This is a genomic window from Streptomyces sp. NPDC048481 (genome assembly GCF_043200075.1).
Classification (GTDB): domain Bacteria; phylum Actinomycetota; class Actinomycetes; order Streptomycetales; family Streptomycetaceae; genus Streptomyces.
This window is the reverse complement of sequence record NZ_JBICXC010000003.1, coordinates 111,221-122,927: the sequence shown is the minus strand read 5'-3', so window position 1 is coordinate 122,927 and position 11,707 is coordinate 111,221. Positions and strand designations below refer to the sequence as shown.

The window sequence follows — 11,707 nt, the reverse complement described above, 5'->3', positions numbered from 1 at the left end:
GAAACGTGACGAAAGGGCGGGGCGACGCATGACCGTGTGGGACGACCTCATCGGCCAGGAGAGGGTGAGCGAGCAGCTGACCGCCGCCGCCCGGGACGCCGACGCGCTCGTCACCGCGGCCGCCGCCCGCACCGCCCCGCCGGAGGCGTCGAAGATGACGCACGCCTGGCTGTTCACCGGCCCGCCCGGCGGCGGTCGGACCCAGGTGGCGCGGGCCTTCGCGGCCGCCTTGCAGTGCGTGAGCCCCGACCGGGCGCTCGGCGGCGTCCCGGGCTGCGGGTTCTGCGACGGCTGTCATACGGCGCTGATCGGCACCCACGCCGACGTCACCACCGTCGCGGCCGTGGGCGCGCAGATCCTCGCGGACGACATGCGCGACACCGTCCGCAAGTCGTACACCTCGCCCGCCACGGGCCGCTGGCAGATCATCCTCGTCGAGGACGCCGAGCGGCTCAACGAGAAGTCCGCCAACGCCGTCCTGAAGGCGGTGGAGGAGCCCGCGCCCCGCACGGTCTGGCTGCTGTGCGCGCCCTCCCTGGAGGACGTGCTGCCCACGATCCGCTCCCGCTGCCGGCACCTGAACCTGCGCACGCCCTCGGTCGAGGCGGTCGCCGACATGCTCGTACGCCGGGAGGGCGTCGAGCCGGCCGTCGCCGCGGCCGCCGCCCGGGCCACCCAGGGCCATGTCGACCGGGCCCGGCGCCTCGCCACCGACCCCGCCGCGCGCGAGCGGCGTGCGGCCGTGCTGAAACTGCCCCTGCGCGTGGACGACGTCGGCAACTGCCTCAGAGCCGCGCAGGAGCTGGTCGACGCTGCCGCCGAGGACGCCAAGCAGCTCGCGGAGGAGACGGACGGCAAGGAGACCGAGGAACTGAAGGCGGCGATGGGAGCGGTCCAGGGCGGCCGGATGCCGCGCGGCACCGCGGGCGTGATGAAGGACCTGGAGGACAAGCAGAAGCGCCGCAGAACGCGGACACAGCGCGACAGTCTCGACGTCGCGCTCACCGACCTGACGGCCTTCTACCGCGACGTCCTCGCGCTCCAGCTGGGCTCCCGCGTCGCGATCGCCAACGCGGACGCCGAAGAGGCGCTGCAACGGCTCGCCCGCGGCAGCAGCCCGGAATCGACCCTGCGCCGGATCGACGCCATCGCCGCGTGCAGAGAGGCCCTGGACCGCAACGTCGCTCCGCTGCTGGCGGTCGAGGCGATGACGATGGCACTGAGAGCGGGCTAGGTTCGTCGACCGAGGGTTGACGGGGTCCCTCGTCCGTGGCAGTTGGCGGACGCAGGGCGTTCATCCCGTCGCACAGAGTTACGCTCGCTGAATGCACATCAGGCGCTCCCTCCGCAGGTCCCGTGCCGGCGTCACGCTGCTCTCCCTCGCCGCGCTGCTCCTCTCCGGCTGCTCCGCGAACGAGCCGGCCAGCTCCGCGGGCTCCGCGGCGGTTGCTGCGCTGGCCGCGCTGCCGCGGGCCACGCCGTCGGCGCTCTCCCCGTACTACGGGCAGAAACTGAACTGGCGCGACTGCGGTGTCCCCGGCTTCCAGTGCGCCACCATGAAGGCGCCGCTCGACTACGCGAAGCCGGGCGCGGGGGACATCCGGCTCGCCGTCGCCCGCAAGAAGGCGACGGGCCCGGGCAAGCGGCTCGGCTCGCTGCAGGTGAACCCGGGCGGCCCGGGCGGCTCGGCGGTGGGCTACCTCCAGCAGTACGCCGGCATCGGCTACCCCGCCGAGGTCCGCGCCCGCTACGACATGGTCGCCGTCGACCCGCGGGGCGTGGCCCGCAGCGAACCCGTCGAGTGCCTGAACGGGCGGGCGATGGACGCGTACACGCAGACCGACACCACCCCCGACGACCAGCGGGAGAAGACCCGGCTCGTCGACGCCTTCAAGAAGTTCGCGGAGGGCTGCGGAGCGCACGCGCCCAAGCTGCTGCGGCACGTCTCCACCGTGGAAGCGGCCCGGGACATGGACATCCTGCGCGCGATCCTGGGTGACCGGAGGCTGACATACGTGGGGGCGTCGTACGGCACGTTCCTCGGCGCCACGTACGCGGGCCTGTTCCCGAACCGGGTGGGCCGGCTCGTCCTGGACGGAGCGATGGACCCGTCGCTGCCCGCCCGCAGGCTGAACCTGGACCAGACGGCGGGCTTCGAGACGGCGTTCCAGTCGTTCGCGAAGGACTGTGTGCGGCAGGCCGACTGCCCGCTCGGCGGGAAGGGCGCGAAGCCGGCCCAGGTCGGCGCCGGCCTGAAGGCGTTCTTCCGCAGGCTCGACGCGCACCCGATCCCCACCGGCGACGCGGGCGGCCGCAAACTCGGCGAGGCCCTCGCCACCACCGGCGTGATCGCGGCGATGTACGACGAGAGCACCTGGGAGCAACTGCGCGAGGCGCTGACCTCGGCGATCAAGGAGAACGACGGCGCGGGGCTGCTCGCCCTCTCCGACAGCTACTACGAGCGCGACCCGCGAGGACGGTACGCCAATCTGATGTCCGCCAACGCGGCCGTCAACTGCCTGGACCTCCCGGCGGCGTTCGACACCCCGGAGCAGGTCGAGAAGGCGCTGCCGTCGTTCGAGAAGGCGTCCCCGGTCTTCGGGAAGGGCCTCGCCTGGGCCTCCCTCAGCTGCGCGTACTGGCCGGTCGCACCGACGGGAGCGCCGCACCGCATCCAGGCCAAGGGCGCCGCGCCCATCGTCGTCGTCGGCACCACCCGCGACCCGGCCACGCCCTACCCATGGGCACGCTCCCTTGCGAGCCAGCTCGCCTCCGGTCGCCTCCTCACCTACGACGGCGACGGCCACACCGCCTACGGCCGCGGCAGCGCGTGCATCGACTCCGCGATCAACGCCTACCTCCTCCGCGGAACCCCTCCGGCGAAGGGAAAGCGCTGCTCATAGGCCCCCCGGCCGGCCTCCCACCCCCGCACCCCGGGCTGGTTCGGAGCACCCCTGGAAACTGTGTAGACTTACCGACGTTGCTGATCGCACCATGGTGCGGACAGCGCGCCGCCTTAGCTCAGATGGCCAGAGCAACGCACTCGTAATGCGTAGGTCTCGGGTTCGAATCCCGAAGGCGGCTCTGCCGAAGCCTCAGGACTCACTCGCCGTGACCTGGGGCTTTTGCTTTTACCGGATGCGGCGGCGGCGCTGAGCGCGGGCCGCGCGGCTGTCCCTAGTCTCAGTTCTAGTCTCAGTTGTGGGCTCAGGCGTCGGTTCCGGGGCGGGCAGGAAGGTGTCTCCCATGCGACGCATGGCGTCCTTCGAAAGATGTGAGCGGCCCTTGACGTAGCGGCGCGTCTGACTGATCTGCGTGTGCCGAAGGATCTCCATGATGGTCGGCATGTCCACCCCCAGCTCGTTCAGAATCGTGCCCGCTGTGTGGCGGCTCCCGTCGTAGAGGCGACGGTCGCCGATGCCCGCTTCCGCCAGTAGTTCCTTGAACTCCTCCCAGTCGTCGCGGGGGTCGATGGGTCGGCCATCGGGTCGGGTGAACACGGCGTGGTTCTCTTGCCAGAGTTCGCCGGCCGCCACTCGTAGTTCGTCCTGCTGTGCCTTGTGCGCGATCAGGTAGGGGATGAACGCGGGCGGGATCGGTACGGGGTTCGTGCTCTTCCTGGTCTTGGGGCGAGTGAAGGTCAGACCTCCGCCCTTGCGGTCCGGGCAGGTACTCGCATGCTTGACGCAGGACTGGGTGCAGGGCTTCGGGCAACCGCGTTTGTAGCCCTTGTGCGTCACGCAGTTCGGCGGACAGGGCTCGAAGCGGTGCAGACGCGCTCCGCAGGCGTGTGCGTCAATGCAGCCGTGCCGCCACGTGAGCCGCTGTAGCTGCCACCTGGGGTGGAACAGCTCGGCGGAGAGGTCGACGTACGGCCACCGCAGTCCCAGGGTCTCGCCCTGCCGGAACCCCATGCCGACCCCGACGATCCACCGCATGAACGTGGGCCGCTTGGCCGCCGCTTGCAGGAACGCCTTCGCTTCTTCCTGGGTGAACGGGTTCGTCTCGGTCTCGTCGATGCTGGGCGGGTCGACCAGCGTGGCGACGTTCTCGCCGATCATCCGGCGGCGGTGGGCAATCTTCAGGGCCCTCGACAGGATGCGGTGCACCTTGACCACGTGGGACGGCGCGCGCCCGGCATCGAGCATGGCCCGGTACATCTGCTCAAGGTGCTCCGGGGCGAGCTTGTCGATGCGGTGCTTCCCGATGCCGGGAACGATGTCGTTGCGGGTCTTGGACCAGTAGTCGTCCAGGGACCGGGGCTTGAGCTTCAAGCTCGCGATATCGGTCAGGTAGGTCTCCATCCACTGTCCGACCGTGGGCTTACGGCCCGCCTTGGTCGCACGTCCCTCGTCACGGAGCTTCTCCAGTTCACGGACCTTGCGGCGCACTGCGGGTTCGGTGCGGGCCATGCGGTGGCGGCGGTCGGGGCTTCCATCGGCCAGTACGCCCATGGTCACGCGACCATGCCACCAGCCGTCATCGCCGAAGTAGATGGTGGATTCCAGGTTCGACTTGCGGGGGCTCATGTGGCTCTCCAAGAACGAGGCGGCCCCGGACACTTCGTCCGGGGCCGCCTTGATTGGGCGTGAGTCAGAGGCTGTCGACGTAGGCCTTGAGGACGGCCACCTTGATGCGGCGGCAGCGCCCCTGCTTCACAAAGGCCAGGACGCCGTCAGCCATGAGTTCGTAGACAGTGGACCGCCCCAGCCGAAGAGCCTCGGCGGCTTCTTCCGGGGTGTAGAGAAGGGGTTCAACGGGGCGCACGGCGGTGCTCATGCTGTTTGCCTCCTCGGCGTGTGCTGATGGCAGGGCCGCAACCGCTGACAGAACTGACAGAACCTTGCCGGTAGGTCGTTGACCTGCGGCTTTGATGCGTTCTGGATCTTTGACAGAACTGAATTAATTGCTGACAGAACCTCGCCGGGGGAGGTTCTGTCACAGGACGCCCGGAGAGGTCGCGGGGGTTCTGTCGAGTTTTAATTGGGTTCTGTCAAAACCGCGATCATGATGATTAGTGCTGGTCAGCGGCTGGGCGGGGGGTTGTGTCAGTTCTGTCGGCGGTCTGGGGGTTCTGTCAGGCCCCGCGCGTGATGCGCGGGTGGGTCTCGTAGCGCGGCGAGGGTGGCCGGCCGCCGCGACCGGTGCGCGGGGGCGGTGGCTGCTGGCGGATCCACCCGTGTTCTTCGAGCAGGGCAAGGGCGGGGTCCAGGTCGCCGATGGCGGGGAACTCTGCCCGACGCAGCGTCCGGAACAGTTCCCGCTTGGTGAACTGTGCGGGGTTGCTGGAGACGAGCTGGGCGAGGACGGTCACCGCGGATTCGTGGGCGGGGTCGGCGCTCATGACGCTGAATACGTCCAGGGCATGCGCGGTGAAGTAGTCGCCCAGTTCGGTGGCGGCGGCCATGGTGGATGCCTCGATGGGCTTATGCCACCCGTCCTCGGGGTGAGTGGCGAGGTGCAGGAGCCCGGCGATGCGGGCCACGGCGCCATCTCGCTTGGACGCCCATTTCACGATCGGCGCGAAACTCCCATCCGGACCGAGACGCGATTCGGTGACTTTCTGGAAGGCCAGGAGTACGGCGTCGGCTTCCGGGGTGAGTTGGATGAGGGCGGGGTCGGTCCAGTCCGCCAGGGCGAGTGTCAGACCCGCCAGGTATTTGGCGTAGGTGGCGGCCACCTGCTCGTCCAGCAGGGCCGGGGTCAGACTGCGAGAGCCGACCAGGGACACAGGCTTGGAGTAGAGAAAGCGGGCGAGGAGCCCGCGCCCGTCAGCTCCGTCGATGCGGCTGAGTGCGTCCAGGACTTCCGGCTGCACTGCCAGGCCGATGGTGACTGCCGGGGAGTCGACGTGCTGGGCGCTGCGGCCCTGCCGGTTGACCCTGAGCATGTCCCCCGCGTGGCCCTTGAGGAACATCCCCATGTTGGGCTTGCCCGTGTAGCGCCCGGCGATGATGTCGAACAGCTCTCCCTCGGCGCTCAGGCAGGAGATGCGTCCGCCCTGCTCGTCCAGAAGAGTCCCGACGTTTTCCGGTGTCACGTCATCCGCGACGAGTTGCGGTTCGGCGGGAACCCTCATCTTGTCCGCGTCCTGGACCAGTTGGACGGCTTCGGCGGTCAGAGTGTCGCGGTGTTCGGGCTCCGCGTTGGCCGCCTTGCCGGCGGCCTTCTCGGCCGCGGACTTGGCCAGCCTCGCCAGGGTCTCCGCCTCCGCCCTTACAGGTCCGGAGAGTTCGATCAGGGCCTTCTCCGCATCGAGCAGTGGCTTGACCATGAGGTCGAAGACGGCGGACTTGCGGTTGCCGGGGGGCAGGGCGATGGCGGTGTAGATGTTCACTGGCTCACGCCAGTGACCGCGTACGCACACCTTGACCCGTCCGCCGGCGGCGGTGGCGAGGACCGCAAGGGCCAGGCATCCGGCGAGGTCCGCCGGGGTCTGGGTCTCCTCAGCAACACCGCGCACCATGCCGGCCAGCCAGGCTGGCAGGACATCCACGGGGAAGGCCGGGAGCGGCGGGCGAGTACGGAGAGGGACGGGTTCGTCCCAGGCGGGGCCGGTGATCTGCTCGGGTTCGATGTGCTCGAACCCTTCCCACAGATCTGCGCCTGCGTCGTTGGTGGTCATGCGGCGGCCCTGCCTTCCGAAGCGGGGTTCAACAGTGAGCATGAGGTGCGGTGTTCTCCGTGAGCGGCGATCAGTTGCAGGACGGCGGCACGGCCGATGGCGTGGCGCTCATAGCCGCAGGTGCACCTGGAACGGGCGGACGGGGTGACGCTCCAGGACGGCGGCGCGACGATGTCGAGCCAGGCCACGGGGCGGCGCCCGTCGTCCCTGCGCGGGTCAGGGCGAACAGCAATGGGGACGCCTTCGGCGACACCCTTCGGCTCGCCCGCGGCCGGCGTGTCCACAGGCTGTGGAGCGGCGGCCGGCCGGCGGGTGCTGGTGGGGAGGCTCTTAGTAGGCGGTGGTGTGGTCATGTCGCTCGCCTGCCGGTTGTGTTGCGGGCGATGGACCAGTCCAGTCCGCGGGTGATGACGTCGTCGTAGTAGCGCTGCGACTGCGTGGCGTTGGCCGATGCCGCCCTACTAAGAGCCTCCTCGACCTCCCCCCGGTCGAGGTCGCCGGACGCGATGAGCCGGCCGAGGGCTCGCGCGGCCCGCAGCAGCACTGCGTTGCGGGTGCCGTCCGCGGCATGCGCCACATTGGCGGCCTCCCCCCGCAGTGCAGCCGCGGCGTAGCCGCTCGCGCGGGTCGTGAGTGACAGGGAAGCGGCCTGTGTGGGGCGCTGAGGGGGCTTCAGGGCGTCGTGCAGCCACGCGGGCAGGACGGCGGGCGGGCGGTCGTCGAGCACGGTGTATGCGCCGTCGGGGGTGGCGCTGCCCGCGGCGACGACGTAGCCGCCCCAGCCCCGTGTGTCGATCTTCTTGGCGAGTCGTCCGGCGGTGTTGTGCAGACGGACTCCGGGGGGCTGGGTGAAGTACAGGTGTTCGCCGCCGCGCGCGGTCCGCACCCGGTAGGTGTCTGGGACGGCCTGTCCGGCGCGCTCGCAGAGCGCTTGGAAGTTGACGACGCCGTCAGGCGTTCCTTTCGGCTCTTGGGGCTTGAGGGTGTCGAGGTCGACCACGAGCAGCCCGGACGGGCCGGTCGCGATGCCGACGTTGTAGGGCTGCTGCGTCCACGCCGCGACCAACAGGTCCCGGTCGGTGGTAGCGCGCTCCTCCGGCGTCTTGTGCCCGTCAGCGCAGCGGCCGGTGCCGGGGCAGTGCTTCTGCGCGTGGCCGGCCGGGCGCTTGTCCCGGTGGCGCAGCGGGATGACGTGCCAGTCCCGTTGTACCGCCTCTAACGCGCAGGCGAGCAGGGCCAGCCGGGAGGCGTCGGTGCCCGGGATACGGCTCATGCCGCGGCCCTCCCGTCCAGCCGCACGGCTGCCCCGGCTCCGAGGAGCAGGCCGTAGGCATGATGGGCTTGTTGGGGGACGACGCCGTTGCCGAGGATCTTGAGCTGTTCCTTGCGGGGGATGCCCGGCACGGCGGTGACCCACCCTTGGGGCAGGCCCATCATCCATTCGACGAACGCCGGGGACAGGCGGCGGTTACCGCGAGTTCCGGGCTCGGTGGGGCAGGGGGCCGGACGGCTGGTGATGTGCTCCCACCGCCGGATCGCAGGGCCGAAGTCGACGCCGTTGTGCCCGGTCCAACGCGGGTCGAGGCGCACGGCCTGACCGGGCAGGTAGTAGGTCCCGTGGCTGTTGTGTGCGCCGGTGCTGCCGTAGGGGCCGTCCGACGCCTTCGGGGTGGGCAGCAGCCTCAGACGTCGAGCGGCGGTGCCGGGAACTTCGTGACGGCTGTGCGCAGGTTCAACCCACCCTTGCGGTTCGGCGAGGTGCCGGGCCCGCCAGTGCCGTCCGAGGTGGTCGGGGTCGGCATCAGCGGGATGGGCGACTGCGAACCAGCGGTCGCGCTCGTGCGGGGCGCCGACTTCGGCGTCACCAGCTCGTAGACATGTCCATCGCGCGTCATACCCGAGCGCGGCCAGGTCCGCGGCGACGACGTCCAACCCCCGCGAGCGGAGCGCCGCCACGTTTTCCAGGAAGACGAGGCGCGGTCGAACGACGCCCACAGCCTCAGCGACATTTTTCCAGACCCGCGACCACTGGCCATTGATCCCATCCCTTCGTCCGGCGTTGGAGATATTGCGGCAGGGGAAGCCGGCGGCGATGACGTCCGGGCGGTGCAGCTCCCTGACCTGGTGCCAGTCCACGGCCGTGATGTCCCCGAGGTTGGGCGTGTCCGGGTGGTGTGCGGTGAACACGGAGGCGGCGTGCGGGTCGTTGTCGGCGAATGCGACCGGTGCGCCGCCCATCCCGGCATGGATCGCTTGTTCGAGTCCGCCGTAGCCGGCGCACAGCGCCACGATCCGGGGCGGCGAGCCGTGGGGTCGCCTCATGTCGGTGGGTTGGGTCATGCTGGGAGACCTCCAACAGGTCTGTTGCGGACTGGTTGGCAAGGGCGGCCCCGGATTCTTTGGCGAGATGCGGGGGCCGCCCTTGGCGTAGCTAGTGGCTCTTGCCGCGGGCGAGCTTCAACGTGATGCCGCCGACGCCGATGGGTCCGGCGGCACCCGCGATGACGGTGAAGGTGTGGACGGCGGCGTCCATCAGGAAGCAGAGGGCGGCAACCAGTCCCCAGCCGCCGGCGACGGTCGCGCCCGCGATCGCGAACGGCAGCAGTAACCGCCGCCACTCGATGCTGGCCGGGGGCCGGTCGTTGACGACGAACACGACCGGCTGACCGGTCGCCTGTGCGCGCTGGTAGACGTCGGCGGGGATGTGCGGGGCGATGGTGCCGGGCGGGTTGGGCTGGTTCATCGGTGCTCCCCTCGGGGTATGCCGCGGGCCCGCGGCCAAGGTGTGGCGCGGACCCGCGGGGTAGCGACTTGCCATGCAGGGTCACAGTGAGTGACTGATCTAGTGGGGCGTAGTGGGTAGTGGGTAGTGGGGTCCCCAGTGGGGGATGCCAGTTCAGCGCCCCTACGTGCCCCACTAAGGGCTTCAGGTAGTGGTCGGTTCCTAAGTACCGACCACTACCCAGTAGCGCTGTGTGATGGCGTTCAGGCGTGGTCGGGGTGGACGTAGACCGAGTGCGGTCCGTTGTCGCGGTAGACCAACTGGCCCCGTTCCACGGCGGCCTGGAGAGCGGAGCGGACGGTCTTGCGGTCCTTGCCCGCCAGTTCGGCGACCGCGGACGGCTTCATGCCCTCCGCGCCGGTCGCCTTGATCGCTTCCAGCACCTTGGGCAGCCATACCGGGCCCTGCTCCCGAGCCCGGCGCAGCGCGGACAGGTCCAGACCCTCCCCGGCGGCCGGCGGAGCCTGCTCCCCGGCCGTGTGCGGGTCGGCGGCGGTGGCGAACTGCGCGTCGATCTCCTCCCGGAACCGCCGCAGCATCGCGTCCTGTTCCGATCCCTGCCCGGCCTGCGGCCCGCGCAGGGCGGACAGGTTCAGCCCACCCTCGGCGGACTCCGACGGGCCTGCGTCCGCGCCATCGTCCAGGGTGAGGTCGCGCATCCAGGCGGTGCGGTCGGTGTCCCACCGTCGTGCGTAGGCGGGCCCGGCCGCTCGGGCGGAGATGTCGTCCAGGCGGGGGTGTCGGTCGGAGGTGGCGGCAGTGATCTCCCGGATCTGGTTCGGGAGGATTCGCCAGGCCTTGAACAGCGCGGCCGGCGACTCCGGGGTGCCCATGAACCCGGCCCCCTTGTAGGGGGCTTGCTCGACGCGCAGTCCGCGGCGGCCGGGGAACATCTTGCCCAGGTCCATGCCCTCGGTCTCACCGCCGGTCAGGGCGACACGCACCTTGCCCTCGCGGCGGATCATCAGGTTGCCCAGCACGCTGCCGGTGGCTCCGAGGGCGGTGAGGACGGTGCGGATGCCCATGGCGCGCAGCATCCGGATCACTTCGAGGATCTTCTTCGCGAGTTCCTTCATCTGCCGGTCGGTGCTGACCAGGATCTCGGCACCCTCGTCGATGACGAGCAGGATCTGAGGGATCTTCGCGCTGATCGGCAGGAGGTCGGTGTTCGCCTTGGACAGCAGGTCCTGATACGCCTTCTTGCGATGCAGCCCGACATCCAACGCGGCATCCAGCATCAGGACGGCTTCCTCGAGGGAGGAGGCAAGCCAGTCCACGCCGGGCCGGACAGGCTTGCCGTCCTCCCGCACGATCTCCCCGTTCAGCGCGGGCAGCACCCATGGCAGGCCGGCGCTGCCGGCGTTCAGGTCGATCACCCACGTGAGGACGTCCTCAGCCCGGGCGAACCCGGCCAGGATCGTGTGGACCATGTTCGTCTTGCCCGATCCGGTCGGGCCGACGACCAGCGCGCACTGCTCGCGCAGGTAGGCGCAGACGGTCTCACCGTTCGTGCGCACACCCCACGGCAGGCCGGTCAGCACCGACAGCGGTCCGTATTCGCTGGGGTAGGGGCAGTCCTCCTTGAGGACATTGACTGTGGTCACGTCCAGGATCGTGCGGCCCTGGTGGATGCCGGCAGTCGCCGAGGCGGTGCAGCCGTGCGGCAGCTTCGCATCCGCGGAGAGCTGCACGGAGTACTGCGCGATGCGGTCGTAGGTGATCCCGCCCTGCGGCTCCAGATCGAGCGAGTAGCCGGTTCCGGTGGACCACATCTCCACGGCGAGGACGCGCACGGAAATCGAGCAGATCCGCTGAATCCGCTCCACCCACTCCGCGGCGATCGCCCGCCGCTCCGCGGACAACTCCGCCGCGATGGCCCGCTGCTCGGCTGCGATCGCCTCCTCCTCCCGCGCCTCCTCGTACAGCGCGACGGAGCGGGCCGCGGCGCCCATGCCGACGCCGATGGCAGCGAGGGATCCGAGGGCGGCCCAGGTGAGGGGGCCGGTGGTCATGGCCCAGGTGGTCCAGCCTGCCCCGACGAGCCAGGAGGCGGCGCGGGTGGCGAGAGTACGGCCGGCGTTGCGCACCCGCAGGCCGGCGACGGTGTGGCCTAGGGCGCCGGCGGCGCCGATGGCGAGCACCCAGCCGGGCGGCATGCCGGTGGCCGCGCCAGTAGTGGCGACGGCGAAGGCTCCGGTGGTGGCGGACAGGGCGCCGGTCACGGGTCCGTGACCGGCCGCCCAGTCCAGCACCGGGCCACTGCTGACGTTCTGCTTCTTGGCGGTGGCGGGGCTGCTCAT

General features: G+C 70.2%; 9 protein-coding genes and 1 tRNA gene. 3 read left to right on the top strand and 7 right to left on the bottom strand.

The window, feature by feature from the left end:
* The first annotated feature begins 28 nt into the window (after positions 1 to 28).
* The 3 genes from ACGFSH_RS11215 to ACGFSH_RS11205 all read left to right on the top strand — a co-directional run bounded on the left by ACGFSH_RS11215 (position 29) and on the right by ACGFSH_RS11205 (position 3,084).
* Positions 29 to 1,234: a DNA polymerase III subunit delta' gene (locus tag ACGFSH_RS11215; RefSeq protein WP_393347185.1), complete on the top strand. Its 1,206-nt coding sequence runs from the start codon at positions 29 to 31 to the stop codon at positions 1,232 to 1,234.
* A 91-nt stretch (positions 1,235 to 1,325) separates the two neighbouring features.
* A complete protein-coding gene (locus ACGFSH_RS11210) occupies positions 1,326 to 2,903 on the top strand; it encodes an alpha/beta hydrolase (RefSeq protein ID WP_393347183.1) in 1,578 nt (525 codons plus the stop codon).
* A 107-nt stretch (positions 2,904 to 3,010) separates the two neighbouring features.
* Positions 3,011 to 3,084, top strand: a tRNA-Thr gene (locus ACGFSH_RS11205).
* A gap of 47 nt (positions 3,085 to 3,131) precedes the next feature.
* On the opposite strand, the gene ACGFSH_RS11200 is transcribed toward ACGFSH_RS11205, so the two are convergent.
* From ACGFSH_RS11200 to ACGFSH_RS11170, 7 genes are all read right to left on the bottom strand, one after another.
* On the bottom strand, positions 3,132 to 4,529 hold the full coding sequence (locus ACGFSH_RS11200; RefSeq protein WP_393347181.1) for a tyrosine-type recombinase/integrase: 1,398 nt from the start codon (positions 4,527 to 4,529) through the stop codon (positions 3,132 to 3,134).
* 64 nt (positions 4,530 to 4,593) lie between these two features.
* Positions 4,594 to 4,779: a helix-turn-helix domain-containing protein gene (locus ACGFSH_RS11195; RefSeq protein ID WP_190171268.1), complete on the bottom strand. Its 186-nt coding sequence runs from the start codon at positions 4,777 to 4,779 to the stop codon at positions 4,594 to 4,596.
* A gap of 298 nt (positions 4,780 to 5,077) precedes the next feature.
* Positions 5,078 to 6,625, bottom strand: a complete 1,548-nt coding sequence (locus tag ACGFSH_RS11190; RefSeq protein WP_393347179.1) for a YfjI family protein — start codon at positions 6,623 to 6,625, stop codon at positions 5,078 to 5,080.
* Positions 6,626 to 6,974: 349 nt separating this feature from the next.
* A complete protein-coding gene (locus ACGFSH_RS11185) occupies positions 6,975 to 7,898 on the bottom strand; it encodes a bifunctional DNA primase/polymerase (protein ID WP_393347177.1) in 924 nt (307 codons plus the stop codon).
* Positions 7,895 to 8,965, bottom strand: coding sequence for a DNA cytosine methyltransferase (locus tag ACGFSH_RS11180; protein ID WP_393347175.1), 1,071 nt, complete (start codon positions 8,963 to 8,965; stop codon positions 7,895 to 7,897). The genes ACGFSH_RS11185 and ACGFSH_RS11180 overlap by 4 nt, the downstream gene beginning before the upstream one ends.
* Before the next feature lie 91 nt (positions 8,966 to 9,056).
* The gene (locus ACGFSH_RS11175; RefSeq protein ID WP_393347173.1) at positions 9,057 to 9,368 is read right to left on the bottom strand and encodes a hypothetical protein; all 312 of its coding nucleotides are present in this window, start codon (positions 9,366 to 9,368) and stop codon (positions 9,057 to 9,059) included.
* Positions 9,369 to 9,610: 242 nt separating this feature from the next.
* Positions 9,611 to 11,707, bottom strand: coding sequence for a hypothetical protein (locus tag ACGFSH_RS11170; RefSeq protein ID WP_393347171.1), 2,097 nt, complete (start codon positions 11,705 to 11,707; stop codon positions 9,611 to 9,613).

Coding starts and splice junctions, on each gene's coding strand:
- ACGFSH_RS11215 (WP_393347185.1), top strand. CDS start 29: ATGACCGTGTGGGACGACCTCATCGGCCAGGAGAGGGTGAGCGAGCAG.
- ACGFSH_RS11170 (WP_393347171.1), bottom strand. CDS start 11,707: ATGAGCAGCCCCGCCACCGCCAAGAAGCAGAACGTCAGCAGTGGCCCG.
- ACGFSH_RS11185 (WP_393347177.1), bottom strand. CDS start 7,898: ATGAGCCGTATCCCGGGCACCGACGCCTCCCGGCTGGCCCTGCTCGCC.
- ACGFSH_RS11210 (WP_393347183.1), top strand. CDS start 1,326: ATGCACATCAGGCGCTCCCTCCGCAGGTCCCGTGCCGGCGTCACGCTG.
- ACGFSH_RS11180 (WP_393347175.1), bottom strand. CDS start 8,965: ATGACCCAACCCACCGACATGAGGCGACCCCACGGCTCGCCGCCCCGG.
- ACGFSH_RS11190 (WP_393347179.1), bottom strand. CDS start 6,625: ATGACCACCAACGACGCAGGCGCAGATCTGTGGGAAGGGTTCGAGCAC.
- ACGFSH_RS11175 (WP_393347173.1), bottom strand. CDS start 9,368: ATGAACCAGCCCAACCCGCCCGGCACCATCGCCCCGCACATCCCCGCC.
- ACGFSH_RS11200 (WP_393347181.1), bottom strand. CDS start 4,529: ATGAGCCCCCGCAAGTCGAACCTGGAATCCACCATCTACTTCGGCGAT.
- ACGFSH_RS11195 (WP_190171268.1), bottom strand. CDS start 4,779: ATGAGCACCGCCGTGCGCCCCGTTGAACCCCTTCTCTACACCCCGGAA.